The organism is Verrucomicrobium sp. BvORR106 (genome assembly GCF_000739655.1).
Taxonomy (GTDB): Bacteria; Verrucomicrobiota; Verrucomicrobiia; order Verrucomicrobiales; family Verrucomicrobiaceae; genus Verrucomicrobium.
Map to the genome: position 1 here is coordinate 46,221 of NZ_BATR01000163.1, position 25,504 is coordinate 71,724.

A 25,504-nucleotide genomic window follows, 5' to 3' on the forward strand; every position below is an offset into this window, starting at 1 on the left:
GCCAGTTCAATTGCCCCCTTCCTCGAAGAGGATCCGGCCACAAGCCCACCGTTGACGAGCTTCCAGCGAGTCTAGGTGGGGTAGCGAGCAATGCGTTCTTACTCTGTAGGAGGCAGAGCGTCCCAAACCCCTGCATTTTGCAATCAAAGTCGCGGTTTGCATGGCATTTCGGGATCTTCAAGGCCAAACCTGACACACAACTCCATGGAGCAATCAAAAATCATGTTGCTAACAACCGCCTCAAAATGAGGCGGATTCATCGACCCTCCTTCCTCAGCTCACGAGCGATCTGTCACGGGGCACGTTTGATGCACCAGAAGACAGTATGAAGACGCCCAAATTCCACTGCACCGAGCTTCGAGGATGCCTCACGGTGCTTGGCATCATCTCCCTCACCAGTTTGAGCGTCAACGCCCAGACCTACTCCAACTCCAACAGCAATTCGAATTCCCGCCGGACCACCGCTGCCGCCACCGCCTCCACCCGTGAGGAGCCAGGGTTTTTGGACCGTCTTTTCTCCCGCCCAACGCGGCGGGAAACCACCCAGACCCGTTCCCAACCCCAACGCTTGCAGCAGCAGCAATATGCCGCCGCCAGGACCAACACCCAGTACTACACGCCACCCACGTCCACTTACATCCCCACCCAGCCCGTGACCCCGGGGATGAAGCTGACCAACCGCACCAGCCCGGCACGCAGCACCGTCATCTACCAGAACAACCCAGCGCAGTCAGGTGTTGTCACATCGAACTACACCTCCAGTTACACCACGAACTCCAGCACCCGCTATCTCCAACCGGGTGAGTCTGCCACAATCACGGCCGACGGCACCGTGTTCCGGAGCCAGGACGGACAGGCTCTAACCACCACGCCACCCGCTGACACTGCCGCCGTCACCCCTCCGCCCCGGGACCTGATGCCCGTGACGGAGCCCAAGCCCGCAGCGCCGCCCAAGGCCCTCCTCGACAGAGAGTCCCTGCCGGTCGCCAAATGGGCCCCTACCTTCGGCCGGGTTGTTTCCCCCTACCCTCCCCATCATGAACTGGATGTCACCGGTCTGCCCCCCGGTTCCCTCGCCCGTGACCCCCTCTCGAAACTGATCTTCCGCCTGCCATGAGCAAAGCCCCCAGCGCGGTTGGAACTGATGATCCGACCGCCAAAGGACGAGGACAACAACAAGGTCGAGGTCAGGGTCAGGGACTTCGTGAACGCATTGAACACCAGTGGCAACTGTTTGCCAGTGACAAGCCAGGTGAACGGTTCGTCAATCTGCACAAACGCCGCCAGGAGCATCGGGACGGCAAGTTCAGCTGGGAACGGATCTTGTTTGTCGGCGCGGGATTGTTTCTGATCGTGGTCGGGCTGTTCTTCATGGCCGTGCCCGGCCCCGGACTCCCCGTGCTGGTAGCCGGGCTGGGCCTCATGGGCAGCGAAGCCCTCTTCATGGCCCGGGGGCTGGACTGGGCGGAGCAGAAGCTCCGTCCGCCCGTGCTGAAACTCAAGGCGCGCTGGGATGCCTTATCACCTCGAACTCGGTTGCTTTTCTGGTGCGCGGCAGGGACGGCGGGAGCTACTGCAGGCGTTCTGCTGCTGATGTGGTGGAAGTAAAGGAGGCGGTCAAGCTGCTTCCAGAGACTCCAGGAGCCCCTTAAGCCGGCGCAGATCCGCCAGTACCAGGCGCTGATCACCGGCGAATTCGGGGTCCGTCATGCCCGGCAGACGGAACAGGGTGAACATGACTTCGCTGCCGTACGGTGCCGCGACCACGCGCATGGGCACGTGAATCTCCACCTCCGGTGCCGGTCTCACCCAGTGGTCCAGCACGCCCAGCGCATTGCGGGCCGCGAACTGAAGGCGCACTTGTGCATCCGGGGTGTCGATGATCCACTCATCGCTCCCTTCATCCCGTCGGATGTTATTGCATAAACCGGGCGCCCATTGCGGCAGATTGGCCGGATTGGAAGTGAAGTCATAGACCACCTGCGCCTCACGGAGGATGGAAATGGTGAGCGTGACAGAATTGGGGGACGAGTCGGACATGATCAGAGCGCATACTGCGATCATCGCGCAGAAGATGCAAGGCACCTTGCATCTTCCAGAAACGTAGTATCTTGTAACAGGGGCCGCAGTTAGCGGTGCCGATTCGCCATGACTCCCGCACAAAAAACTTCCAGCCCAGCCCTCCCGGTAATCCGGCGGAGGACGGGCGGGCGCGGGCACCGTCTGGACGCCAGCCGCGCGTAAGCGGGGCAGGCCTTTGCCAAGGATCGTCCGGCCATCGCGCCCGTCCTGGTCTGCTCTGATTCATTGATCTCCAATCGCATATCCGCGGACCTGCGCAGGTCCGTCATGGCCCGGTCTCTTCATGCCCGGAGCCTCCCCCAAATCGTGCCCTCATCTCATTTGATTGACCCATCATGAAATCTTCCCCTCTTTTCGCCATTTCCCAATCCGACCTTCACACGCTTCGCACTTTCCTGGAGCACGACGATGCTTTCAACCCCCTCGATGCACGGGAGCGCGGCCTGCTCGTGGACCGACTGCGTGAAGCCAAAGTCGTTGACGATGAATCCAAAGACGGCCTTTCTGTGGCCGGGCTTCAGACGCTGGTGCAAGTGGAGGACCTTTCCACTTCCCCGCCGGACCGGTTTGATTTCACCCTTGTGCTTCCGCATGAGGCGAACTTCGAGGACGACCAGATATCCATCCTCTCTCCGCTGGGGGCGGCCGTCTTTGGCCGTGCCGCTGGCACTCAGGTGGCCATGGACTCCCCAACGGGCACCAGAAGGTTGCAATTGCTTGCAGTTTTTAAAAAGGCGGCGATCCATTGATGGCCCCGGGCTCCATGAATCACGACGATCTTCTCAAAGCCGCCGAACCCACCAGCCACGGAGGCACCAGCGCCGCGACGCTCGCTGAAGTCCCTCGACAGGGCTGTCCGGACTTGTTGGAAGCGTGGATCCGCCGCGTCAACGACCGGTGGCTCGTGCGCTCGGGGTTAAATCACCACGCCCGCGCCTACATGGACCGGCTTGTGGTGGCGGATCCCCGCAGGCTGGCGCGCTCATGTGAAATTGTACACCGGCTCATGAAGCTGCATGACCCGGAGTCTGACCCCAAGCCCTGGTTCTATGGAGGGCTCTTTTCCCTGGCCACGCCGGAGGAAGAGAGCCAGTACCTGGACGGACACCGTTTCACGCGGATGCTGCTACCCTCCACTCCGGAAGGCCGCGTACGCGCGGAGGCAGAAGACTTGGAACTGGCTCCAGAAGTGCTGCGGCGGGTGCAGAACATCCGCTCCCAGATCCGGGAGCAGATCTACCACACCAGCCGGGTGGATGTAGAACTCAAGGCTGCTTGTTGAGCACGTCCTTGATGGGCCGCCCGACACAGCCGTTGGGCATTTGAATGTGCAGAAGTGCCGCCACGGTGGGCGCAATGTCGTGTTGATACACCACCTCGTTGCTGCTGCCGTGGCGGATGCCCCAGCCCATGAACACCACAGGAATGTGCGTGTCATAGGGGTACCAGGAGCCGTGTGTGGTCCCCTGTTTGCCGGCACCCGTGACCCAGCCGGGATTGGGCACCACATGAATGCTGCCGCAGCGCTTGGAGTTGTAGCCATTGATCATCATGGTGCGCAGCGGTTCCGGAATGGGCGCCCCATCCAGGTTCTCCATGTCCACCGCGAAGAGCACGCCAGGATATTTCCGGATCCAGCGTACCGCAGCGTTCTTGATGGCGGTGAAGTCCAGGTTCTTCTCATCAATCTTGGCCAGATCAAAGTTCAACAGATAGTTTGCCTCGCCGGCCACCAGCTTTTCTTCACCAAACTTCCCGCCCAGATATTCGTTCAGCTCCCGTACCAGCCCCTTCGGGTTCCAGCCTTCTGAAGGGAGGCGATTTTCTTTCATATAACCCACCGTGTGGGCCACGCCGTGATCAGCGGTGAGAAAGACGAGGTAGTTTCCCTTACCCACCCGGCCGTCCAGGAAGGTGAAGAAGTCCGCCAGGTCCTGGTCAAGCCGCAGGTAGGTATCCTCTGTCTCCATGGAGTTCGGACCGAACTTGTGGCCCACATAGTCGGTGGAGGCACAGTTGATGGTGAGGAAGTCTGTGACCGGGCCTCCGCCGAGGTTGTAACCTTCCACCGCCGCCTTGGCGAAGCGCAGACTCAACGTGTTGCCGAAGGGAGTGGTACGGATGGTCTCCTTCTTCATCTTGTAAGTGAAGGAAACGCGATGCGGGAACACGGCTGCTTGTTCTTTTTCGAATTTCCCTTCCCAAGGCGCATCATCACGGGTGCTCTGGACATATTCCTCAGCAGGACGGAGGAGGTTCCATTCGCCGGAGAGGAGTTGCTCCCCCACCTTGGCATCATTGAACTGCTGCACCCACTCCGGCAGTTCATTCATGTAGTAGGTGCTGGAGATGAAGTTCCCCGTCAGATCTTCCAGCCAGTAGGCAGCCGTGGCCGTGTGCCCCGCCGGGAGAATGGAGGCGCGGTCTTTTAGAGACACACCCACCACTTTGGACCGGTAGTTGGTCGCGATCCGCAGTTCATCCGTCACTGTGGAGGTCAGCATGTTACGTGGCGACATCTTGCCGTCGTCGCTGGTGCCTCCCACGGTCTGCACCGTGTCATCCTGCGTGCAGTACATGCTTTTTCCCGTGAGCTGGTCAGTCCAGTCATTTCCTGTAATCCCGTGGATGGCGGGCACCGAGCCCGTGAAGACGGTGGCATGCCCCACCGCAGTATAGGAGGGAAGATGACCGATCATCCCGTTTTCACACGAGAAGCCCTCACCCACGAGGCGTCGGAATCCGCCGGCACCGTAGCGTTCCTGATACTTATAGAGAAAGTCCCAGCGCATCTGGTCCACGGCAATTCCGACCACCAGCTTGGGCCGATCAGGACCGGGGCCTCCGACAGGGGCACTGGCGGGATCCTTGGTCGCCTCTTGCGCGGTGGAAAATGTGGGGAGCCAGACGGTGGAGAAAGTGACGACTGAGCAGAACAGGGCCAGGGGCGGACTGGAGAATCTCATGGAGCAGGTTGCGTTGTGATGAGGCCGGATGGAGGCATACACCTTCATCAGCAGACCCAAGGCAACGCACTGGCCCCTGGCATTCTGTCTGGCAATTGGGAATCAGTGCAACATCGGAACGCGGATTGCCCCCATAATGAGGCTCATCACGAGGGCGCGCGATCAGTAGCGCCGGATGTGGACAGACGCGCCTGGCGTCCGATAAGCACCACCGTAGTAGTAGCGACCCCGGTGATAGTAGCGGTTGTCATAGTAACGGCCGCGGTAGAGGTAGCGGCCCACGTCATACCGTCCGCCATAGTAATACCGGTTCCCATAGTAATAAGTGGGGCCGGCGTATCCGACGGGCAGGGTGCTGTAGTAGCCCACGTCTGCCGTAACCACCCGCCCGGGTGGAGGAGGAGGCAGGGGTTCCACTACGCAGGAGGGCAGGACGGCCATCGCCGTCACCCCCAGGGCGAAAAGTGCAAGTGTCTTCATCAATGCGGAATCGCCCCCCTGCGATGGCAGGACTTAAAATTCAGCTGCAACCAATGTTCCGACTTCTTGGGTCCGCGTTGACCCGCCAGTCAGGCGGTGCCACCTTTCTCCATGACCTGGCGTTTCCAGTTCCCGGAAAGAACCTTCCTGCTGGCCATTCTTGCTGCCTGTCTGAGCCTGTGGATCTTCATCGAGGTGGCAGACGAGGTGCGGGAGGGCGAAAGCCACGCTTACGACGAAGCAATCCTGCGCAGCCTCCGCCAGCCAGCCGATCCCTCCGTACCCGTCGGCCCCACCTGGCTGCGGGAGGCGAGCCGTGACATCACCGCGCTGGGCGGCGGCACCGTGGTTACCTTGGTGACGCTGGCTGTCCTCGGCTTCCTCCTTCTGAGGCAAAAGTTCGCCCTCATGCTCGTCGTCCTGGCCGCCATCGCGGGCGGCGGACTGCTCTCAAGCGTGCTCAAGGGCTTCTTCGGCCGGGAACGCCCTGCCCACATCCCTCATTTGATGGAGGCCACCTCGCCTTCCTTCCCCAGCGGCCACTCCATGCTGGCAGCGATTGTCTATCTCACCTTGGGGGCCATGCTAGGGCGCATCACCCAGCGCCGGAGGGAGAAGTACTACTTTCTCATCGTGGCCGTGGTCATTGTTATCCTGGTCGGCCTGAGCCGGATGTACTTGGGGGTGCACTTCCCCACTGACGTGCTTGCCGGCTGGTCCGCGGGCATTGTCTGGGCGGTCTTCTGCGCCTCCGTGGCCCGCTGGTTGCAACAAAAGGGGCAGGTCGAGCCGCCTGACGCCGCCTGATCGATTCGGAAAAACCATCACCAAAATTTCTCCATGCAGCCACCATCATGCAACTTTTAGCTTGAAATGGCGACCGCGTCTCAATCCCGCTGGGAGGCCGATTCCAGCGTCTTTTTGTTGACAGCCTGCTCATGAAAAGGCCTGCGCAGATTCTTGACAGCGCGCCTTTCCGACCCCTAACATGCGCCATGGCCAAGAAATCCACCTCCTCCGAGCGCAAACCCAATCCTGCGCTGATGAAACCCGTGCAGCCCGATGAAATCCTCGCGGTCATCGTGGGCTCCACGCCCATCCCGCGCAGCGAAGTCACCAAGAAGCTCTGGGACTACATCAAGAAGAACGAGCTCCAGGATCCGAAGAAGAAGACGAACATCAACGCGGACGATGCGCTCAAGGCCGTATTTGGTGGCAAGAAGCAGGTCACGATGTTTGAGATGACGAAGCTCGTCTCTGCACACATCAAGTAAGCGACCCGCTGCCCGCCGTGCAAGGCGGTTTGCGACGGGGAAGCTCCGGCTGAGGCCGGACGCGCACCGCAGCACTCCCACCGCCTCTGCCGAAAGGCACCCATCATCCTAGGTATTCCTGTCGAAGGAGGGCTCTCACCGGCCCTCCTTCCTTTTTGCCCCACCGGTTCCCCGGCAGTTCCTTTGAGTAAATTCGGGCCAGTCGCTGTCGGAATGTGCCAGTTCCCCCATTCAGCATATGAACACGCTCACCCGACTCCCCCTTCTGGCGACCCTGGCCCTGCTGGCGGCATGCCCGCAGCTGAGCGCCGCGAGCGCGGCCTCTCCACAAGTCCCCTCTTCCGCCGTGGAAGCCACGGGCACTCCAACCAAGGCGGAGCCCGCCCCAGCTTTGGTCACTCCTGATGCCCTGGCCCACCTGCCAGGCGTGGGGCTGGCAGAAGGCGTCTCCCAGATCACCGGCACCGCCGTCAGCCCGCTGCTGGGAGTCAGCGCTGTGGGCGCTTGGAAGTACTTCGCCACGGAGGAGGCCCTGCGCTCCCGCCTGCCTTGGTACTGCCACCCAGGGGTCTGGGGCAGCTGCTTCGTAATGCTGGGGCTCTGCTTTCTGAAAGACTTTCTGGGAGCCGCCGCCCCGCCGCTGGTGAAGAAACCGCTGGATTTCATCGAACTCTTCGAAGACAAGGCCAGCGCGCTGGTGGCAAGCACGGCCTTTGTCCCACTCGTGGCCGTGGCCATGGCGCAGATGAACGCCATCCCGGTTCAACCGGAGGAAGCGGCCCACCACGCCGCCGCCATCACCCAAACCGCGCAGATGGGATTTGCGACTCTGCCTGTGCCCGGACCAGCGCTCGCCGCGACGGATCTCACCTGGGTGAAGACGGCCCTCTACATTCCCGTTGGCTTTGCCATCTTCGTCGTGGTGTGGCTCTCCAGCCATGCCATCAACGTTCTCATCGCCCTCTCGCCATTCGGCATCGTGGATGCCGCGCTGAAAGTGGTGAAGCTGGGTGTACTGGGGCTCATCACCGCCAGCGCCTTCATCCACCCCGCCTTGGGGCTCTTGGTGTGCCTGCTCGTGATCGTCCCCGCGTGCTTCATCGCCGGACCCGCCTTCCGCCTCATGGTCTTTGGCAATGTCTTCGGCCTCGACCTGCTGCTCGCCCGCAAGGCCGCCCCTACCGACGTCGCCGAGGGCGTGCGCGCCTTTAACTCCTCCCGAATCGGTGGCACGCCTGCCCGCACCTATGGCCGACTGGGGAGAAACGCTCAGGGCGCGGCAGTCTTCCGCTATCGCCCCTGGCTCATCCTTCCCACACGGGAGACAGCCGTGGCCGCCACCCCGCAACCCGATGGCGTCGCTCAGGGGCTCATTTACCCCTCCCTGACTCGGGACGATGGCTCCGGGAAGGCCAAGACCTCGTTTGTGCTGCTGCCACGCTATCGCGACTGCGTCACCCGCATCACAGAACACTTCGGCATCACCAAGGTGACCGACAGCACCCTGCTGCGCGGTTTCAAGGCCATGCGCAACTGGCTGGTGGAGGCACTCAGCTTTGGCCGCAGTCCCGTTCCCCTGCCCGCCTCAGGCCGGCAGTGAGACGCGCCTGAGCGTGCCGCAGCGAGGTGCCACGATGCTCGCGTTGCATTGTGGCGGTCCTGCGCTGTAGTGGCTGCATGATCGTCGAACGCGTCAAATACATCATCTGGGCCGCAGACATGGAGCGCGCCTCGCGCTTCTACACGCAGGTGCTGGGAGGCACGGTGCTGCGCCAGAATCCGCACATCTGTGAGATCCAGATCGCCGGCGGCATCATCGGCATCCATGGAGGCGGCGAAGGCACCCGCACCTGGACCGGACTCAGCTTTCAAGTGCCCGATGTGTTGACGGGTGCGGCCGAGATCGTCGCCGCCGGTGGCCAATTGGTCCGCGAACCCGAACCCGAGGATGACGAACCTCCCCACCTCGCCATGTGCGTGGACACAGAAGGCAATGAGATCATGCTGACGCGCAAGCGGTGAGGGCAATCGGCGAAGTTCCTCCTCGAAGAGGATACGGCCACCAGCCCAACGTTGGCGAGCCTCAAGCGAGCTCACGTTGGGAACACAGGACAGAAACTCCTCCTCCTAAGGAGTTGTGGTGGTCTGGCGGAAGAGTCGGCGACGCCACTTCCTCGAACCTAGTTCAACCTCCACAAGTGCATCGCACCCAGGCGTTGGATGTACCGCTTTACCGATCGCTGCATGGGCCTGCAGGATCGAATGAGGGGATCACACACCTGTAGATCCCAACTCTCATTCGACCCCAGATTCTCAACGTAAACCGGGCCGATTCAAGCAACCCGTGGCGTCAGGGATTTGGCGGACGAGTGGGATCCGTGAAAAAGACGAACAACTCATCATAGTCATTGACCCCATCACCGTCCGTGTCAGCCTCTCGCGGATTGGTGAAATAGTTCCACTCCTCAAGGTTGTTGGAAATACCATCACCGTCAAAGTCATAGCTCGGCGCACCATATCCAAAGAAAAGCTCTCCATCTGTCCAAATGCTGGAACTGGAAAGGGCGTGGTCGGGCGGGGTACCGGTGTAAAACACTTCGAAACCATCCTTCAGGCCATCTCCATCCGAATCTACCGTGCTTGAAGACGTCGCATAGCCCGTTTCCTCTACATCCGCCAGCCCATCGCCATCGCTGTCGTTGTAGTATACCGGAACCTGCACGTAGTCGGTAAGGTACTCTGTGTGCCCCCACTCCACACCGAACTCGTCAACATAGTCCACCACCCAGTAGGGAGTGTAGACCGTCTCCATGTTGTAGTGGGAGATGGGATAGTTCGTCCGGTACCAGGCAGAGTAGATCTCCTGGGGTGTCAACGCCCATGTCATTGCGGATGATCCCATCCACAGCATTGAAGCAATGAATCCCACTCGGAGCGATTTGGACCAGCTGAAGCTAGATTTTTTTGTGCATTTCATACCAATCCATATTCACATGAATATGCACAAAACTGGCAACACAAAAATAATCGCAACCACAATTTCAATAAGCGAGCACCATACAAACAACACTCCAAGCCCGCAGAAGCGACCACAACAGACTGGCAGAAAGCCCCATCCAGCAGGCTATTCCCCCACTGCTAGCAGGCTCACCTTCAACTCCGCGCACCGGCGAAACACTTCGCTTTGATCCAGGATCAGGGTCATGCCGGCCTCAACTGCAATCACATCCACCCCTGCCGCGGCGGCGGTGGAGATGGTATCCGGCCCCACGACTGGGACGTCAAAGCGCATGTCTTGATTGGGCTTACTCACCTTGACCATGGTGGCGCTGCCTTTTCCCAGCGCACCGCCGCGTTTGATGGCCTCGTTGGTGCCCTCAAAGGCTTCAACGGCGAGTACCGTCCCGTTGCGCACGACCACGGTCTGCCCGATGTCGAGCTTGCTGGAGGCCTTGGCAATGGTGAAGCCGTACTCGGCATCTTCCCAGCGGCGCTTTTTGGGATTGGGCCCTGCCACATGCCCGGCGGCGGGCATGAACTCCTCCAGGAACGTCGTGGCGGGCAGCAGCTCGATGCCGTCCTTTTTCATCTCATCGGCGATGCCGCCAAAGAGGGTCTCGGCGTTGCGTCGCTTCAGCCTGGCCAGCATCATGAGCAGGCGCAGGTCCGGACGTAGGTCGAACAGGTTCTTGGGCGCGATCTGGCCCACCATCACCACATGCTTCACGCCTTCTTTCTTGAAGAAGGCGATCATCTTGCTGAGCTGCCCGACGCGAAACCAAGCCATCGCATCCACGGTCTCTTCAAGATTGGGGCGGGTCTCATCAATGAAGCCTGCCACCACGAGGCGATCCACTCCCGCTTTGCGGGCAGCACGAACAAAGGTTTCCGGATAAACGCCGTTGCCGGCGATCAAGGCGATGGTGGACGGAGGGGGCGAGGCAGACACTGGAAGGCAATGGAAGGGCTGAAGCCAGTGGGCTAGTTAGACGCGGTTGTACGCCAAATCAACTGTGCAGCACCCATGCAGGCTCCCGAAGCACCATTCCGGACCGTCAGTCCAAGTGAAATTTCCCGCTCTGCTTCATGAAGGCCACGGGATTGTCATAAGCCACCCGCTGGATGGCCGTGGGGCTCCAGCCACGACGCTTCATCTCCAGCATGGTCTTGGGGACAGCCAAGGGATCGCTGATTCCCCAGTCACACGCTGAGTTCATCCAGATGCGCTCCCCGCTGCGAGCTTCGAGCATGTCGATCGCACGGTGCGGGGTGCACTTGCTCTCTGGGTACAAGGTGATGCCCGCCCAGAAGCCCTGATTCAGCACGAGGTCAATGGTGTGCTCCTCCACGTGATCAATGATGACGCGGTCAGGTGTGATCTTCGAGTGGTTCTTGAGCGCATCGAGAATCAACCGTGTGCCCTTGAGCTTGTCCTCCAGGTGCGGCGTATGCACCAAGATCAACTGGTCAAAATCCGCCGCGATCTGGATGTGCTTCTCGAGCACTTGCAGCTCATTGCGGCTGTTCTTGTTCAGACCAATCTCACCGATGCCCAGAACGTTGGGCTTGTCCAGAAACTGTGGGATGAGCGCCAGCACATCATCCGCAAGCTCGGGATCCTCGGACTCTTTGGGGTTGATGCATAGCCAGGTGTAGTGCTTGATGCCGAACCGGGCCGCACGCTTGGGCTCATACTCCGTGATCTGTCGGAAGTAATCGTAGAACCCCTGGGCGCTGGCGCGGTCAAACCCTGCCCAGAAGGCAGGCTCGCAGATGGTTTCACAGCCAGCCAGGGCCAGCTTTTCGTAGTCATCCGTCGTGCGGCTGACCATGTGACCATGAGGCTCAATATAAGGCATCTTGAGGAAGGGAGAGGGAGGAAGCGAGTGCGATGACGAGTGTAGGCCGCAGAGATTTGACCACGACAGACCGATGGAGCGCCTGGCTCAGCCCTGGCCAGGGGGGACGGCGCCTACCGCCCCTTGGGTCGTCGCCTTGGGAATGGGCTCAGTACTGGGATCGCTAAAGCTCAACAAGATGTTCCGGGCCCGCTCGGGCTGGTCGCCGGCGAGAAGCTCGATTGCCTGCTTCAACGCGGCCACACGAAAATCCCCCTCCTGCCCAGCGCGCTGCACCCGATCCAGGAATGCGGCAAGATCGATGAGCTTGCTTCGCGAATCCATGAACCCGAGGTCCACAAGATTCACATTAGCAGGAGGCGTCCAGGTGTTCATGGGTAAGCGTGAGAAAGCGGCAAGTGCAAAAGACGGGATACGACAGACAATGCCGTCGAATCAAGTATTTTGGACATCTAACCGCTCGGGACGCTTGTTTTTACCCACACCTGCACCTGCTAGGGTGCCACCAGCACCCGACACCCTTGTTCACGCCCCGCATGGGGCGGAATCCGGCCAAAAAAAAGCGCTGGCAGGACTCTCTTTGAGCCCCAGCCAGCGCCAAGAAAATGACTATTGCGCCCCTTGTTCGATCGAGAAGCGGATCGGCTCCACACTCGCGGTCTTGGAGTACCGGTGATAGTCCGGTTGAGCCGCACTCGCCTGCACCGCCCTTACCTCCCGCTTCTTAGGTTGCGAGTTAGTCGCACTAACACGATTTGCGTCGATCAATTCCAGAACAATCCAGAGACCGAACCCGACTGACAAGGTTGCCATCATCAGACCTGATCCGAGCAAAAGGATGGCTGCAAGCCAGGATCCCTTGCGCTTTACGGTCCGCCTCACTGGAGTCTGCAAACGCTTCGAAGTCATGTGTGCTTAATGCCCTATTTTTCGCCACACGTCGAGGAATAATTTCATCATAACCCCCTCACCATCAATAATCTTCAGTTCGAAACTATTTCGACACCATAGATTTCGTTGACATATTATTGTCCGACGCAACCCCCTTCTTTTTGATACAGTTTACCACTATATCGCACCAACCGAAGCTCTCAGTCGTTCAACATGTGTAATTTTTACTAATATTTGCAATTGCCAGCATATCCCCTATTTCATCTATCCTATGCACTAACTATTTGGGAGATACAGACACGCATTTCTAGTTTATCAATATTTTCAACCCGGAGCTATCTCTCGGGCTGTAGGTATAATTTTTTAGGAGGAAACAACCCCCGGACTTTCCAGCCTTCAGTTTCTCACAATATTTGCGGGTATTTATGGGAAAGTGAGATGTAACCGAGGTCCCCCATTCAGCCACCGGAGACCCCCTTCGGAGACAGGCTTCTCTCTATCCCGCCTCACAGCGGTGCATGCTGGCTTCCCTGGGACATTTTCCCTGGTTGCAATCCCCGGTCTGGACGTACCTTGGGTAGCCCGAACCTCAGCCGTCCGAAGTGCCGAAGTCCGCCCTTCCTTCTTGATTCTTCATGCCAGCCCCCCTCCCCACCCTGTCCCCCGATGAATTGCGTCGCTACGCGCGGCATCTGAGTATCCCGGAGTTCGGCATTGATGCTCAGCGCCAGCTCAAGGCTGGTGGGGTGCTCTGCATTGGCGCAGGCGGGCTGGGCTCCCCCATTGCCATGTATCTGGCGGCGGCTGGCGTCGGTCGGATTGGCCTCGTAGACGCCGATGTGGTCGATGTGTCCAACCTCCAGCGGCAGATTCTGCACGGGACGGCAGATGTCGGACGGCCGAAGCTGGAGTCCGCCCGGGACCGGCTGCACCAGATCAACCCCCACGTGCAGATCGACCTTCACCGGACCGTCTTCACCAGCGAGAACGCGATGGCGATAGCGGCCGACTACGACGTGATCATCGACGGCACGGACAACTTCCCCACCCGATACCTCAGCAATGACGTGGCCGTCTTTCTGAAGAAACCGAACGTGTACGGCTCCATCCTGCGGTTCGAGGGGCAGTGCAGTGTCTTTGCCCCACACCTGGGCGGCCCCTGCTATCGTTGCATGGCCCCACAGCCCCCCGCTCCCGGGCTGGTCCCCAGTTGCGCCGAAGGCGGCGTCCTCGGCGTGTTGCCAGGTCTGATCGGCACCATGCAGGCGACCGAGGCGATCAAGCTGATCACCGGCATCGGCCAGCCTCTCGTGGGCCGGCTGTTGCATGTGGAGACCCTGAGCATGAAGTTCCGCACCTTCAACCTCAGGCGGGATCCCGAATGCCCGGTCTGCGGCGACCATCCGACCATCACTGAACCGATCGACTACCAAGGCTTTTGCGGCCTGCCTTCCCAGAACCACCCCACCATGAGCTCCTCCTCCACCCCCGACGTGCCCGCCATCACTGTAAAGGATCTCCAGGCCATGCAGGCCAACGGGGAAAACTTCTTCCTTCTGGATGTGCGTGAGCCCTATGAGTTCGAGATCGCCAGCATCCCCGGCTCCACCCTGATCCCTCTGGGACAACTGGCCGACCGTCTGGGAGAAGTACCGCAGGATCAGAAGGTGGTGATCCACTGTCGCAGCGGCATGCGTAGCGCCAAGGCTCTGGGGCTGCTCCAACTGGAGGGGTACAAAGACCTCTGGAACGTGACAGGTGGCATCCTGGCCTGGAGTGACGAGATTGATCCCTCCGTGCCGACCTACTAAAGCCCTCTAGAAGGAAAGGCGCCCGACAAAGGGCCCCCTCTTGCCGATGCAGCCACAGGCTGTAGGGAGGATCGTGGCCGCGCCCGAAAGCGAAGTGGCTTCGTTGCCCCCTGCTTTTCCCACCGCCAAGGTCCAAACTTCGCGTCACACCCGGTTCATTGCGGTCATTCGATACCGTGCCTGGTAAAAGCTCGTGCGCTCCATCTGATGATTTTGTAACCTTTATCTACTCCAAACTTTCTTCGAGTTGAAGCAAGTGCGGCGCAATCTACCATCTGATTGAATCATGCACGAAGTTCTCGCCCAAATTGAGAAGCTCGCCGTTGTCCCCACGATCGTCCTTTCAGACGTTTCACATTCCGTCCCCCTCGCGGAGGCACTGATCGATGGCGGTCTGCCCTGTGCCGAGGTCACCTTACGCACCCCTGTGGCTCTGGAAGTGCTGCGCCGTATGGCCAGCATCAAAGAATCCTTCCTTCTGGGAGCGGGTACGGTCTTGAACATTGAGCAGGCAGATGAAGCGATCGCTGCCGGAGCGAAGTACATCGTCTCTCCCGGCATGGATGAAGCACTCATCCGCCATTGCCAGTCCAAGAACGTGCCCATCATTCCCGGAGCCTGTACCCCCACGGAGGTCATGCTGGCGGCGAAGCTGGGGCTGGATTGTGTGAAGTTCTTCCCCAGCAGCGCCTATGGTGGCATCACGGTCATCAAGGCCCTGCATGGACCGTTTCCACAGATGCGCTTCCTCCCCACCGGTGGTGTCACCCGGGAGACGATGGGTGAATACCTCGGCTTCAAGCCGGTGATTGCCGTAGGCGGCACCTGGATGGTGCGGAAGGAGTGGCTCGCCAACGAGCGCTACGACATCGTCACGGACGCCTGCATCGTCACCCGCAGCACCATTGATCTCATCCGTCGCTCGAAGCCTCAGGAGGGCACTGACGAATGATCTCCAGGCTGCGCTGATCCCTCTGCTGCGATGAGAGTTCTCTTCATTCCGTAACACTCCCCTGCCCCGAGACATATCCTCCATTGCAGTCTGCTTTCCTCACCACACTACCATGAACCGACGCTCCGCTGCTGAAGCCTACGAAAAAGTCCCCACCAGCATCTTTGAATCCTCATCGGCCGCAGCCGCCGCACTGGCCAAGGAAGTGCGCGAACTGATCGAAGCCCGCAACAAGGAGGGCAAGCCCGCCATTCTGGGTCTCGCCACGGGGTCCACCCCGGTGCCCTTCTACCGCGAACTCATCCGCCTGCATCGTGAGGAAGGCCTCAGCTTCAAGAACGTCATCACCTTCAACCTGGACGAATACTACGGCCTGGGCTCCGACCACCCGGAGAGCTACTACCGCTTCATGTGTGATCAGCTCTTTGATCACATCGACATCCCGAAGGAGAACATCCACCTCCCCAGCGGCACGGTGCCCGGGGACCAGGTGTTCGAGCACTGCCGTCAGTACGAGGAAATGATCGATGCCGCCGGCGGCGTGGACTTCCAGATCCTGGGCATTGGCCGTACCGGTCACATCGGTTTCAACGAACCAGGGTCCTCCCGCGAATCACTGACCCGCCGCATCACGCTGGACCGCATCACCCGCCAGGACGCAGCAGCGGACTTCCGCGGGGAGGAGAACGTGCCCCGCTTTGCCATCACCATGGGGGTGGGCACCATTCTGCGGGCCAAGCAGATCGTCCTGATGGCCTGGGGTGAGAACAAGGCCGGCGTGGTCGCCCGCGCTGTGGAGGGTCCGGTGACGGATGCCGTCTCCGCCTCCTTCCTGCAGGATCACGAGACAGCCCGCTTCTTCATTGATCAGGCCGCCTCACGCGAGCTGACACGTATCAAGCTGCCTTGGCTGGTGGGTCCGGTGAAGTGGTCCCCCAGCGAGACCCGCCGCGCTGTCTGCTGGCTCTCCAGCACGTACAAGCGCCCCGTGCTGAAACTCACCGATGAGGACTACAATGAGCACGGTCTCTCTGACCTCCTCAGCGAGCAGGGCCCTGCCTACCAGCTCAACATCCGCATCTTCAATCAGCTCCAGCACACCATCTCGGGTTGGCCCGGTGGCAAGCCCAATGCGGACGACACTTTCCGCCCGGAACGCGCCAAGCCTTACCCGAAGCGCGCCCTCATTTTCAGCCCGGAACCGCAGGATGCCATTGTCAGCATCGGTGGCACCATCGACCGACTCATCGAGCAGGGCCACGATGTCTGCCTGGTGAGCATGACCAGTGGCAACCTGCGCGTGCCCGACAGCGAGGCGGACAAGTTCGCCAGCATTCTACAGGAACTCGCCATCGCCTCCTCCGATGGATGGAGCGAGCAGACGGAGTATGCCCGGCACATCTTGCGACTCCTGGAGGAGAAGGGCCCCTTTGGCGAAGACCCGCCCGCCGTCCGCCAGCTAAAGAGTCTGATCTTGCGTGGTGAGCTGCGTGATGCCGCCCACGCCCTGGGCCTGCCGCCGGAAAAAGTGCAGTTCCTGAATCTGCCCTTCTACGAGTCTGGCCGCTATCGCCGGTTCAAGCCCACGCACGATGACACCGCGCAAATCGTGAACCTGTTGCGCGAGTTCAAGCCCCACCAGATCTATGCCACGGGGGATGCCGCAGATCCCTCCAGCGTGGCCGCTTTGTGCTACCGTGGTATCGAGGCTGCTCTGGCGGAACTCCAGAGCGAAGACTGGGCCGCCGCCTGCTCCATCTGGCTCTACCGCGGCAAGGAAAAGGCTCTCGAACCGTGGGAAATCGACATGGCCATGCCCATGAGCCCCAACCAGCTCGAGCGCAAAGCCCGCTCCCATACCCGGTACCAATCGCTGACCACCATCGAGAAGGATGTGGTGCGCAGCAACCAGTCCACCGCGGAGCAGTACGACTCCCTTGGCCTCGCCAACTACGAAGCCATGGAGAGCTTCCAGCGCAGCCGTCGGGCATAGCCTCCCTTCAGTCGCGAAATTCTTCAGGCCTCCTGACAACCCGTTGTCAGGAGGCCTTTTTATGCTACCCCGATTTGCGCCCCTCATTCCTCATTCCTCATTCCTCATTCCTCATTCCTCATTCCTCATTCCTCATTCCTCATTCCTCATTCCTCATTCATAATTCGCCCCCCCATGTCCCGCTGCCCCTGGTGCCCTCCCGACGATCCACTTTATGTGGCCTATCATGATGAAGAGTGGGGCGTCCCCACGAAGGACGGTCATCACCTGTTTGAGATGATCAACTTGGAAGGAGCCCAGGCCGGTCTGAGCTGGCGGACCGTGCTGCACAAGCGCGAGGGATACCGCCGTGTGTTTGAGGACTTTGATCCCGCGAAGCTGAGCAAGTGGACGCAGAAGCAGATCGACCACGCCTTGCTGGATGCCGGCATCGTGCGCAACAAGCTCAAAGTCGCCGCCGTCGTACGCAACGCCCGTGCTGTGATGCAACACTTCGATGGCAGCCTGGAGGCGTTTTCAGAATTTCTCTGGGATCACGTCGAAGGCAAACCCGTGCAGAATGAGTTCGAGGCATCATCCCAAGTGCCCGCCAAAACCGAGGTGAGCGACCGCTTGAGCAAAGCGTTGCAAAAGAAGGACTTCACCTTCGTGGGCTCCACCATCTGCTACGCCTTTATGCAGGCCGTGGGCATGGTGAATGATCATCTGGTCAGCTGCCCCAGCTTCGGCAAGGCGCGGAAGGCGGCAAAGCGCAAGGCTTGAAACGGGGCCAAACGGCGGGGCTGATCTTCCTCGAAGAGGATGGGGCCACAAGCCCAACGTTGACGAGCTTCCAGCGAGTCTACGTTGGGTAGATGAGGGTTGAGAAATTAGTTTTGGCGGTCAGCTGAAGCTTCCATAGGCCTGGCCGCGCGATCAATGATCTGCCATCCCCAAGGAGCGGCGGTTTGTGCTTGCACAACCGCCGAGCGGAAACGGAGTGCTCGATCACCAAACAGCCACCACCTTATGTGGTCTTGCCGCTGCATTTTTCCTTGGAACCACACTTCCTCCGGCGACCGTCGGCGGTTGTGCAAGCACAAACCGCCGCTCCTTGGCTCCTTTGGCGTCACCACCTTGAATCCGCGACTGGGCGCATCGGACTTTCAACCTGACGCACTCCCGCATACGCGGGAGCTCAGGTCTTCCGTCTTCTGCCTCTTCTCCTACTTCTGCGCAGCCGCCACGCCTTCCTTCAAGCTCAACATGAAGGCCAGCACATCCGCCAGCTCCTGAGGTTTCAGGATCAACCCCATGGGGGGCATCGGAGAGATCGGTGTGGCTGTATAGCTCTCGGCCAGTTTCGCATTGGGTTCGAGGAGACTTTGTTGGATGTAGGCCTCGTCCTTGTGGCTGGCAATGCCATCCAGGGCCGGGCCCACCGCACTACCCTTGCCGCCGAGCATGTGACAGTTCACGCAAGCCGCCACGGGGTGGGTCCAGAAGATTTTTTCTCCCCGCTTCACGTCTCCCGCCAGCGGGGCATCCCCCGCATTTCCACTAGGCAGCACCTCACACAGGCTTACGTCATCAAAGATCGCGTCGCCCTTGGCCACATGCAGGATGTTGATGCTCAGGCGCGTGAGCTCCTTGGAATTGAACACCACCTCCACCTCACTCCAGTTGAAGTTCCGCAGTACCTTGTCGGTCTCCACCGGGGTGCCATGGGCGTTCAGACTGGCTTTGCCCTTGAAGGCATGCGTTTTGATCCATCCGGCGAGGCGGTATTCCGTATTCGGCTTCACTGCCACGTCCGTAAACAGACTCGTATCGGCATTGGAACGGGTGATGCAACGGACGCCGTTGCTGCCGGAGTGGGGGTTGCCCTCACCGGTCACCACCTTCCACTCCGCCCCTTGATTGCCTGGAGAACGGTCAGAGCCGTAGTCACGGCGGGTCCAGCCCTCGGGCAGACCGTTGGCGGCCAGTACCTCGAACCCAGGATTCGGCAACAGATTCGGGCCCAGCTTGTAGGCCTGCACGCCGTGCTTCTTCTCCAGGGCCCGGTTCATCTCGCGCAGCCATTCGTCGTTCTTCACCGCAGTATCTGAAGCCAGGCTCACCACCAGGGTCTTGATCTCCGGTGAGGTGGGGAACTCGCCCAACTTCACCAATGCTGCCAGCCGGGTGGTCAGGTCTGGATCACTCACTACGCCAGCCCCAAAGTAGAGAGTCTGGCTCTTCACATCGGTTCCGAGCGCACGAATGGCGTTGCGGCGCAGTTCAGGTGCTTTTGCCAGCAGAGCGGCGCGATGCGTAGCCTCATCCAACTGACCAAGACCCTGAAGAGCCCAGAGAGCGTGGATGGCTCCTACGGCCCCATCGTTGCCCAGCACCTTCTGCTTCAGGGCAGGCACGGCATCGATCATCTTGCCCTCCACAAGGCGCTGCTGGGCGTGCAGGCGGGTGTACTGGACATCGTCATCCAGGAGAGTGACGAGATCTGCCATGCTGGCCCCGCGATATTGCGCCGGCTTCCGGGCCGGAGCGTCAGCCGCCACGATGCGGTAAATGCGGCCGCGCTCATGATCGCGCAGGTCATTCACATGAGCCCCACCAGGACCGGTGCTGGCCTTGTAGCCGCCGCGCTCCTCGCTGGGCGTGGGATTGTGCTGGATGATGAAGTTCTGCCAGTCGGCAAACCAGACCGCGCCATCCGGCCCCACCTCAGCAAAGACGGGCGACATCCACTCGTCCGTGCTGGCCATGAGGTTGTAGGCATCCTTCGCCGCAAAGCCAGCGCCTTCTGGCACCACTTTCATCAAGGAGATGATTTTCAGCGTCGGCTCGCACACCATGGCGCAGCCCTGGAATCGGGAGGGCAGGCTCTTGGAATAGAGGAAACTCGAACCCGCCGCGGAGGTGTACCCGCCAAACACGTCCACCTGGCGGAAGTTCGGCGTGATGGTGTGGGCCTTCTCCACGAGGTTGATCTTCTTGGCCGTCATGGTGCGCAGGCCGTCCGGCACCACGGTTCTAGGAATGCCTCCGTAGAAGAGTGGCGCACCGTTGGCCGTGCCGCCAAACTGGTCGCCCGCTGCATTGTAGCTGTGGCCCCAAGTGTTGTTGGTGAACTGGTGCAGGAATTCCAGAGCTGATCCGTCCGGCTTAAAGCGGTAGGTGCCCTGGGTGAACTCAATCTCCTTGCCTGCCACGGTGCCCTTGAATGCCGAATACCCCACGGCACCGTACAGCCAGTTGTCGTAGCCATAGTGCAGGTTGCTCGCCTGGGCGTGGGTGTCACCGATGCCCCAGCCGGTGAGGATCTCCTCACGCACGTCCGCCTTGTCATCCCCGTTGGTGTCCTTCAGGAACAGGAAGCGCGGCGGCTGGGAGACGATGATGCCGCCGTTGGCAAACACGATCGCCGTAGGGATGTTCAGCTTGTCGGCGAAGACAGTGAACTTGTCCGCCCGACCGTCGCCGTCCGTGTCCTCGCAGATTCGGATCGTGTCATTTCCCCGACCTTCCGGATTCACCCCGTGCGGATAGTCGCTCGTCTCTGCGACCCAACAGCGGCCACGGTCATCCCAAGCCATGGCGATCGGCTTGCGGATGTCCGGCTCGGCGGCAAAGAGCTGCAGCTTCAGGTCAGCGGCAACCTGGGTGCGCTCCATGCTTCCTTTCACGTTGAAGGGCCGCTGGAAGGTCAGGGGCTCGGGACGCTTCTCGTAGTTGGCCACATTGGCGTTCTTCTCCCGAATCTCAGGCTCACGCTGGGCCAGGAAGGCCTGCCAGTCTTTCTCCAGGCCGAGTTCACGGGCGGCAGCAACCACCTTCTCACGAATCTGCGCAGGCGTTTCCGCCCCGCTGAGAGCGATGGGGCCTTTCGCCGGCAAGGCGGTGACGTCAGCACCTGCCCCAGAGACGACGGCGATCTGGTAATGAGCCGCCAGCTCGGGCGTCAGGTCCTTGCCAGCCACATAGTCGAAGTAGATGGCGTCCCGGCCCAACTCGGCCATAGCAGGATGAAGCGGGCCCAACTGTGACTGCTCGGTGCCGCTGGCATCGTAGTAGAGCACGCGCAAGGGTCCGCTCGCCGCCAGAATCGGAGCGGCGCAGGCAAGGCTGAACAAGGAAGCGAGGAAGCGTTTCATGGTTTCGTGGGCACGATGATTTCGCCACAAACAACGCCATTCTGCGATTCCTTTGTGCTGACATGTTTTATGGGGAATCAGACAGCACCTCGCGCAGACGCCTCATACCAAAAAGGGTTAAATCGGACCCGATCGTCCGTTTTCAAGGAATTGTTTTTGGACCAAACGGTCTGTAGATGAGGCTTTTACTCCCCCTGCAAGTGTGCTAAATCAGACACGTGGGCTTACACCATCCAACACCGCAAACTCAGGAAGAACTGCTCGCCACCCGGGATCAGTTCATGCGGCAGATCTCGCCAGACTCCGCCTTCCACCGGCTGTTTGACCACATGCCGGAAGTATCTTTTTTCGCCAAAGACAGCGATTTCCGGTTCATCGCCGCGAGCCGTCGGTTCTATGAGCGCTTTGGTTTTACCGAGGAAAAGCAGATCATCGGTCGCAATGATTTCGACATCTTTCCCACGCGGCTGGCAGAGAACTTCCGCAAGGATGATGAAGTGGTGCTCTCCACCGGCCAGCCCAAGCTCAATATCATGGAGCTGTTCTTCACCCAGCAGGGCATCCCGGACTGGTTTGTGACCAACAAGCTTCCTATCTTCAATCGGGACGGCCAGCCCATCGGCATCATGGGCTCTGTGCAGAGCTATGAAGGGCGCAAGCAGGTGATGCAGCCTTATCTGCAGCTCGACAAGGCGGTGAACTACATCCGCCAGCACTTCCGCACGGGCGTGACCATCAGCGAACTGGCCGAGCTCGTCCACCTCTCCCCGCGCCAGCTGCATCGCAAGTTCGTGGAAACTTTCGGCAGCAGCCCGCAAGCCTTCATCATGAAGCTGCGCATCCAGGCCGCGTGCGAGGCACTCCAACATGAGGACCGCCAGATCAGCGAGGTGGCCATGGAAATGGGCTTCTGCGACCAGAGCTCCTTCACCCAGCAGTTTCAAAAACACGTGGGCCTCACGCCCATGCGATATCAGCGGCAGTTCCGTTTGCGGGCTGGCTAGCGGGGGCCTTGGCGAGACAGGATTAACAAGATTCCGGAAGGATTGACAAGATGGGACGCAGGGGTTGGTAGAAAACCGCTCTGGTAAGCAGGGTCGTTGTGAGAGCAGGCGGCTGAGGAGCACCGTCAGCCGTCACATATTCCAAGCGGCCTCGCTGCCCATGCGCTCAGTCGAAGCTCTTCCTCGAAGAGGATGCGGCTACAAGCCCAACGTTGACGAGCCTCGGGCGAGTCTACGTTGGGAGTAGGTGTTGGAAGTTCTTACTCCGAAGGAGTTATGGCGGTCGGGCCGCTTGGGCCCCTCTCTCCCGCGAAACTTGGTCACCCGCGCTGGCCCCATCCGCACCAGCGCCGGTCTTTCGTCTTCTGTCTCCCTCTCGCCCTATGCCCCAGCCTTGTCGGCACCATGCACCTGCCCGCCATTTCCATTGCCCTTACCCTTCTCCACCCCATTCCCATGCGCAGCAGGATGACTCGTCAGCTTGTCAATCCACGCGAGAACGAGGGCCGAGATCAGGAAGGTAAAATGGATGCCGGTCTGCCAGAAAAGCTCGTGCAACGTCTTGCTGTTGGCATCGATGAAACTCTTGAGCAGGTGGATGGATGAAATGCCGATCAGGGCGGTGGCCAGCTTCACTTTCAGCACCCCCGCATTCACGTGCGAGAGCCACTCTGGCTGGTCGGGGTGCCCGTCCAGATCCAGTCGCGAGACAAAGGTCTCATACCCCCCGATGATGACCATGATGAGCAAGTTCGCGATCATCACCACATCGATCAACCCCAACACGATGAGCATGATCTCCTGTTCCTTGATGCTGTGAGCATGCCCTACCAGATGCCAGAGCTCCTTGAGGAACACCCAGACGTACACTCCTTGGGCGAGGATCAAGCCGAGATAAAGCGGAGCCTGCAGCCAGCGACTCAGGAAAATCAGGCTGCTGAGGGTGGTGCGGAATCCGTTGCCGTATTGGGGGGTCATGCGGGGGAGATGTAGAGCAAGAGTCGTGGGCTCGTCAACCGCGCAGCCAGCAACGTGACAACCTGCCCTGCGTCCCAGGAAGCTCGCCTATCTGGCAGCCTACATCGCTCGACGCCCGCTCAGGGCATGATGGAGCGTCATCTCATCCACATGATCCAGTCCCCCGCCCGCAGGCATGCCCTGGGCCAGCCGGGTCACCTTCACCCCTAGAGGGCGCAAGGAGTCGGCGAGATAGTTGGAGGTAGCCTCCCCTTCCACATCCGCGCTCAGGGCCAGGATCACCTCCTCCACTCCCAAGGCAGGAACACGCTCCGCCAGTTCCCGAATGCGCAGGTCAGAAGGCGTGATGTTGTCCAGCGGGGAGAGTCTCCCTCCCAGCACATGGTAGAGGCCTGAAAAGGCCCCGCTGCGCTCCAGACGCAGGACATCCGCCGCCTGCTCTACCACGCAGAGCACGGTCTTCTGCCGTTTGTCGCTCTGACACAAGCCGCAGGCCGCGTCTCGTTCAATGAAGAATCCACACTCCGGGCAGATGCCCACCCGATGCTCCAGCTGCATCAGAGAGCGCGCCAACTCTGCCGTGCGGGCGGTGCCCCGCCCCATCATCCACAGCACCAGCCGCTCGGCGCTCCGCTGGCCAATACCGGGCAAAGATTTCATCTGGAGGATGAGCTCCCGGATGGGTGCGGGATAGTCCAGCGAGGGCATAAGAATGGCGATCAGAGAGGGATCTGAAAAAGCAGACCGCCGGGTGCAGGGCAACCCGGCGGGAGAAATTCTAGAAGTTCACAACTGACTGGCGGCTTACGGATTCACCGTGAGCAGACGCACATGGCGGGAGACGCCCTTCATGTCCGCGCTGCTCTCATCCTTCATGCCTGCCTCGGCGCGCTCCAGGAAATACTTCAACGGAGGGTCTTCGCGGGTGTCGATGCGAGCCTGCATGAGCTGCTGCACCGCTTCCTTGTAGTTGCCCTTGCGCAAGCTCACCACACCCTGCCAGAAGGCATCGCGGGCCTTGGACTCTTCCTCGCTGAGCTTCCCTTTCTCCGCCAGGAGTTCATACACCTCAGAGATCTGGTGCAGCTTAGGCGCGTAAACCATCTCCATCGGCCGGGTCTCCACTTTCTCCTTCGTCAGGTGGAAGGTGCGGGCAGAGATGAGCAGGTGGCTGCCATACACCAGGTTCACGGCGCAGAGACGGCGGCTGAAGTCGAGCGGCTCACCCACGGCGCTGTAAAATTCGAATTCGCGGAAGCCAAAGCGGCCCACGCTCATCTGACCCGTGGCAAGTGCCACGCCGAAGGCGGGCTTCCGGTGCCAGCGGTTCTGGATCTCCTGATCCAGGTTCACCAGGCGCTGTTTCAGTTCCAGCGCCGCTTTGCAGGCGTCCATGGCGTGGGTGCCGCCATTCTTGTCCATCATGCCGAAGAAGACGCGCACGCCGTCTGCGGTGCAGGTGTCCAGATAGGCCCCCTTGGCCACCATGAACTCCCCAGTCACCTGTAGGAAGAGCGAGCCGAGCTGCTCCAAGTCCTTGGGCTCCATCTGGTTGGCCAGATCTGGGTAGTTGAGAATGCGGCAGGTCAACACGGTCAGCTCACGCTTGCCAGTGAGCATGGAGTCGTCCTTGGCATTGATCAGGCGCTCGAAGTTCTCCGTGGAGACACGTCCGACGAAGTAGCGGAACAGTTTGTGCCGCTGCCAGCCCGGATCCACGTGGCCAAAGATGATGCCGCCCAGCCCTGTAGCGACCACGGCCAGCACAGCGGAGAGGGGCTCAAACAGGATGCCGCAGAATGCCAGGATGGGAGAAAGCAGCAGCGTCAGGAATGCTGAGGCGATGATGAAGGCAACCTTGCTGGAACGACGTGGCAGCTCAATGCACACCCAAGAGGAAATGTAGGCCATCAGCGTGATGAAGCCATACTGCAACGGCACCATGAACTTCAATGGCCCTTCCACCGGAAGAATGAAAATGCTCCGGTAGAACTCCTCCAGCTGCGACATCTTGTCGCTAAAAAAGCCAGTCAGGTGGAAAACGCCCACGAGGGCGGCACTCACTACTGCTCCCAAAA

The 25,504-nt window shown here is 60.2% G+C and carries 24 protein-coding genes; 13 read left to right on the forward strand and 11 right to left on the reverse strand.

Annotation, left to right across the window (positions count from 1 at the left end):
- Window positions 1-325: 325 nt before the first annotated feature.
- Complete coding sequence (locus tag BV106_RS28980; RefSeq protein ID WP_038170674.1) at window positions 326-1,117, forward strand: hypothetical protein; 792 nt, start codon at window positions 326-328, stop codon at window positions 1,115-1,117.
- Window positions 1,114-1,608 carry a PGPGW domain-containing protein gene (locus BV106_RS28985; protein WP_038170675.1) on the forward strand — a complete coding sequence of 165 codons (495 nt, stop codon included), beginning with the start codon at window positions 1,114-1,116 and terminating at the stop codon, window positions 1,606-1,608. The genes BV106_RS28980 and BV106_RS28985 overlap by 4 nt, the downstream gene beginning before the upstream one ends.
- Window positions 1,609-1,617: 9 nt before the next feature.
- Here BV106_RS28985 and BV106_RS28990 read toward each other — a convergent pair whose 3' ends face one another.
- Window positions 1,618-2,040, reverse strand: a complete 423-nt coding sequence (locus BV106_RS28990; RefSeq protein WP_038170749.1) for a hypothetical protein — start codon at window positions 2,038-2,040, stop codon at window positions 1,618-1,620.
- Between the two features lie 377 nt (window positions 2,041-2,417).
- Between BV106_RS28990 and BV106_RS28995 the strand changes: the two genes are divergently transcribed.
- Both BV106_RS28995 and BV106_RS29000 read left to right on the forward strand, forming a co-directional pair.
- A complete protein-coding gene (locus BV106_RS28995; RefSeq protein ID WP_038170676.1) occupies window positions 2,418-2,831 on the forward strand; it encodes a GreA/GreB family elongation factor in 414 nt (137 codons plus the stop codon).
- A gap of 14 nt (window positions 2,832-2,845) precedes the next feature.
- The gene (locus BV106_RS29000; RefSeq protein WP_265596187.1) at window positions 2,846-3,364 is read left to right on the forward strand and encodes a hypothetical protein; all 519 of its coding nucleotides are present in this window, start codon (window positions 2,846-2,848) and stop codon (window positions 3,362-3,364) included.
- On the opposite strand, the gene pafA is transcribed toward BV106_RS29000, so the two are convergent.
- Both pafA and BV106_RS29010 read right to left on the reverse strand, forming a co-directional pair.
- Window positions 3,348-5,048 (reverse strand): alkaline phosphatase PafA, encoded by a 1,701-nt coding sequence (pafA, locus tag BV106_RS29005; protein ID WP_038170751.1) that lies wholly within the window; start codon window positions 5,046-5,048, stop codon window positions 3,348-3,350. The two genes, BV106_RS29000 and pafA, sit on opposite strands and share 17 nt — an antisense overlap.
- Before the next feature lie 162 nt (window positions 5,049-5,210).
- On the reverse strand, window positions 5,211-5,528 hold the full coding sequence (locus BV106_RS29010; RefSeq protein ID WP_038170679.1) for a hypothetical protein: 318 nt from the start codon (window positions 5,526-5,528) through the stop codon (window positions 5,211-5,213).
- 111 nt (window positions 5,529-5,639) lie between these two features.
- On the opposite strand from BV106_RS29010, the gene BV106_RS29015 reads away from it, so the two are divergent.
- From BV106_RS29015 to BV106_RS29030, 4 genes are all read left to right on the forward strand, one after another.
- The gene (locus BV106_RS29015; RefSeq protein ID WP_051946460.1) at window positions 5,640-6,335 is read left to right on the forward strand and encodes a phosphatase PAP2 family protein; all 696 of its coding nucleotides are present in this window, start codon (window positions 5,640-5,642) and stop codon (window positions 6,333-6,335) included.
- 188 nt (window positions 6,336-6,523) lie between these two features.
- Window positions 6,524-6,802, forward strand: a complete 279-nt coding sequence (locus tag BV106_RS29020; protein WP_038170682.1) for an SWIB/MDM2 domain-containing protein — start codon at window positions 6,524-6,526, stop codon at window positions 6,800-6,802.
- A 238-nt stretch (window positions 6,803-7,040) separates the two neighbouring features.
- A complete protein-coding gene (locus BV106_RS29025) occupies window positions 7,041-8,402 on the forward strand; it encodes a hypothetical protein (protein ID WP_051946461.1) in 1,362 nt (453 codons plus the stop codon).
- A gap of 77 nt (window positions 8,403-8,479) precedes the next feature.
- Window positions 8,480-8,824, forward strand: coding sequence for a VOC family protein (locus tag BV106_RS29030; RefSeq protein WP_038170684.1), 345 nt, complete (start codon window positions 8,480-8,482; stop codon window positions 8,822-8,824).
- 328 nt (window positions 8,825-9,152) lie between these two features.
- Here BV106_RS29030 and BV106_RS29035 read toward each other — a convergent pair whose 3' ends face one another.
- The 4 genes from BV106_RS29035 to BV106_RS29050 form a co-directional block, all read right to left on the reverse strand.
- Window positions 9,153-9,704, reverse strand: a complete 552-nt coding sequence (locus BV106_RS29035) for a hypothetical protein (protein ID WP_265596188.1) — start codon at window positions 9,702-9,704, stop codon at window positions 9,153-9,155.
- Window positions 9,705-9,926: 222 nt separating this feature from the next.
- Window positions 9,927-10,751, reverse strand: coding sequence for a UDP-2,3-diacylglucosamine diphosphatase LpxI (gene lpxI / locus BV106_RS29040; RefSeq protein WP_038170686.1), 825 nt, complete (start codon window positions 10,749-10,751; stop codon window positions 9,927-9,929).
- Window positions 10,752-10,857: 106 nt separating this feature from the next.
- Complete coding sequence (locus BV106_RS29045; RefSeq protein WP_038170689.1) at window positions 10,858-11,661, reverse strand: TatD family hydrolase; 804 nt, start codon at window positions 11,659-11,661, stop codon at window positions 10,858-10,860.
- 87 nt (window positions 11,662-11,748) lie between these two features.
- Entirely contained in the window at window positions 11,749-12,036 is a 288-nt protein-coding gene (locus tag BV106_RS29050) for a hypothetical protein (RefSeq protein WP_038170690.1), read from the reverse strand.
- Window positions 12,037-13,187: 1,151 nt separating this feature from the next.
- Between BV106_RS29050 and moeB the strand changes: the two genes are divergently transcribed.
- From moeB to BV106_RS29075, 4 genes are all read left to right on the forward strand, one after another.
- The gene (gene moeB, locus BV106_RS29060; protein WP_038170694.1) at window positions 13,188-14,363 is read left to right on the forward strand and encodes a molybdopterin-synthase adenylyltransferase MoeB; all 1,176 of its coding nucleotides are present in this window, start codon (window positions 13,188-13,190) and stop codon (window positions 14,361-14,363) included.
- Between the two features lie 286 nt (window positions 14,364-14,649).
- A complete protein-coding gene (gene eda, locus BV106_RS29065; RefSeq protein WP_038170696.1) occupies window positions 14,650-15,315 on the forward strand; it encodes a bifunctional 4-hydroxy-2-oxoglutarate aldolase/2-dehydro-3-deoxy-phosphogluconate aldolase in 666 nt (221 codons plus the stop codon).
- A gap of 112 nt (window positions 15,316-15,427) precedes the next feature.
- Window positions 15,428-17,308, forward strand: a complete 1,881-nt coding sequence (gene nagB / locus BV106_RS29070) for a glucosamine-6-phosphate deaminase (protein ID WP_038170699.1) — start codon at window positions 15,428-15,430, stop codon at window positions 17,306-17,308.
- A gap of 174 nt (window positions 17,309-17,482) precedes the next feature.
- Window positions 17,483-18,070: a DNA-3-methyladenine glycosylase I gene (locus BV106_RS29075; protein WP_038170701.1), complete on the forward strand. Its 588-nt coding sequence runs from the start codon at window positions 17,483-17,485 to the stop codon at window positions 18,068-18,070.
- Between the two features lie 443 nt (window positions 18,071-18,513).
- On the opposite strand, the gene BV106_RS29080 is transcribed toward BV106_RS29075, so the two are convergent.
- Entirely contained in the window at window positions 18,514-21,444 is a 2,931-nt protein-coding gene (locus BV106_RS29080) for a PVC-type heme-binding CxxCH protein (protein ID WP_038170703.1), read from the reverse strand.
- Between the two features lie 218 nt (window positions 21,445-21,662).
- On the opposite strand from BV106_RS29080, the gene BV106_RS29085 reads away from it, so the two are divergent.
- Window positions 21,663-22,448: an AraC family transcriptional regulator gene (locus tag BV106_RS29085; RefSeq protein WP_265596189.1), complete on the forward strand. Its 786-nt coding sequence runs from the start codon at window positions 21,663-21,665 to the stop codon at window positions 22,446-22,448.
- 381 nt (window positions 22,449-22,829) lie between these two features.
- Here BV106_RS29085 and BV106_RS29090 read toward each other — a convergent pair whose 3' ends face one another.
- The 3 genes from BV106_RS29090 to BV106_RS29100 all read right to left on the reverse strand — a co-directional run bounded on the left by BV106_RS29090 (window position 22,830) and on the right by BV106_RS29100 (window position 25,490).
- The gene (locus BV106_RS29090; protein WP_063768017.1) at window positions 22,830-23,426 is read right to left on the reverse strand and encodes a TIGR00645 family protein; all 597 of its coding nucleotides are present in this window, start codon (window positions 23,424-23,426) and stop codon (window positions 22,830-22,832) included.
- 99 nt (window positions 23,427-23,525) lie between these two features.
- Window positions 23,526-24,134 carry a recombination mediator RecR gene (recR, locus tag BV106_RS29095; RefSeq protein ID WP_038170711.1) on the reverse strand — a complete coding sequence of 203 codons (609 nt, stop codon included), beginning with the start codon at window positions 24,132-24,134 and terminating at the stop codon, window positions 23,526-23,528.
- Window positions 24,135-24,230: 96 nt separating this feature from the next.
- Entirely contained in the window at window positions 24,231-25,490 is a 1,260-nt protein-coding gene (locus BV106_RS29100; protein ID WP_265596190.1) for a hypothetical protein, read from the reverse strand.
- Window positions 25,491-25,504 lie beyond the last annotated feature (14 nt).

What these genes read in the sequence shown, in the direction of transcription:
- BV106_RS29035 (WP_265596188.1), bottom strand. Translation starts at nt 9,704, where the DNA reads ATGGGATCATCCGCAATGACATGGGCGTTGACACCCCAGGAGATCTAC.
- BV106_RS28995 (WP_038170676.1), top strand. Translation starts at nt 2,418, where the DNA reads ATGAAATCTTCCCCTCTTTTCGCCATTTCCCAATCCGACCTTCACACG.
- BV106_RS29080 (WP_038170703.1), bottom strand. Translation starts at nt 21,444, where the DNA reads ATGAAACGCTTCCTCGCTTCCTTGTTCAGCCTTGCCTGCGCCGCTCCG.
- BV106_RS29020 (WP_038170682.1), top strand. Translation starts at nt 6,524, where the DNA reads ATGGCCAAGAAATCCACCTCCTCCGAGCGCAAACCCAATCCTGCGCTG.
- BV106_RS29015 (WP_051946460.1), top strand. Translation starts at nt 5,640, where the DNA reads ATGACCTGGCGTTTCCAGTTCCCGGAAAGAACCTTCCTGCTGGCCATT.
- BV106_RS29050 (WP_038170690.1), bottom strand. Translation starts at nt 12,036, where the DNA reads ATGAACACCTGGACGCCTCCTGCTAATGTGAATCTTGTGGACCTCGGG.
- pafA (WP_038170751.1), bottom strand. Translation starts at nt 5,048, where the DNA reads ATGAGATTCTCCAGTCCGCCCCTGGCCCTGTTCTGCTCAGTCGTCACT.
- moeB (WP_038170694.1), top strand. Translation starts at nt 13,188, where the DNA reads ATGCCAGCCCCCCTCCCCACCCTGTCCCCCGATGAATTGCGTCGCTAC.
- BV106_RS29045 (WP_038170689.1), bottom strand. Translation starts at nt 11,661, where the DNA reads ATGCCTTATATTGAGCCTCATGGTCACATGGTCAGCCGCACGACGGAT.
- BV106_RS29030 (WP_038170684.1), top strand. Translation starts at nt 8,480, where the DNA reads ATGATCGTCGAACGCGTCAAATACATCATCTGGGCCGCAGACATGGAG.
- BV106_RS29025 (WP_051946461.1), top strand. Translation starts at nt 7,041, where the DNA reads ATGAACACGCTCACCCGACTCCCCCTTCTGGCGACCCTGGCCCTGCTG.
- BV106_RS29090 (WP_063768017.1), bottom strand. Translation starts at nt 23,426, where the DNA reads ATGACCCCCCAATACGGCAACGGATTCCGCACCACCCTCAGCAGCCTG.
- BV106_RS28990 (WP_038170749.1), bottom strand. Translation starts at nt 2,040, where the DNA reads ATGTCCGACTCGTCCCCCAATTCTGTCACGCTCACCATTTCCATCCTC.
- BV106_RS29010 (WP_038170679.1), bottom strand. Translation starts at nt 5,528, where the DNA reads ATGAAGACACTTGCACTTTTCGCCCTGGGGGTGACGGCGATGGCCGTC.
- BV106_RS29000 (WP_265596187.1), top strand. Translation starts at nt 2,846, where the DNA reads ATGAATCACGACGATCTTCTCAAAGCCGCCGAACCCACCAGCCACGGA.
- BV106_RS29075 (WP_038170701.1), top strand. Translation starts at nt 17,483, where the DNA reads ATGTCCCGCTGCCCCTGGTGCCCTCCCGACGATCCACTTTATGTGGCC.
- BV106_RS28985 (WP_038170675.1), top strand. Translation starts at nt 1,114, where the DNA reads ATGAGCAAAGCCCCCAGCGCGGTTGGAACTGATGATCCGACCGCCAAA.
- nagB (WP_038170699.1), top strand. Translation starts at nt 15,428, where the DNA reads ATGAACCGACGCTCCGCTGCTGAAGCCTACGAAAAAGTCCCCACCAGC.
- recR (WP_038170711.1), bottom strand. Translation starts at nt 24,134, where the DNA reads ATGCCCTCGCTGGACTATCCCGCACCCATCCGGGAGCTCATCCTCCAG.
- eda (WP_038170696.1), top strand. Translation starts at nt 14,650, where the DNA reads ATGCACGAAGTTCTCGCCCAAATTGAGAAGCTCGCCGTTGTCCCCACG.
- BV106_RS28980 (WP_038170674.1), top strand. Translation starts at nt 326, where the DNA reads ATGAAGACGCCCAAATTCCACTGCACCGAGCTTCGAGGATGCCTCACG.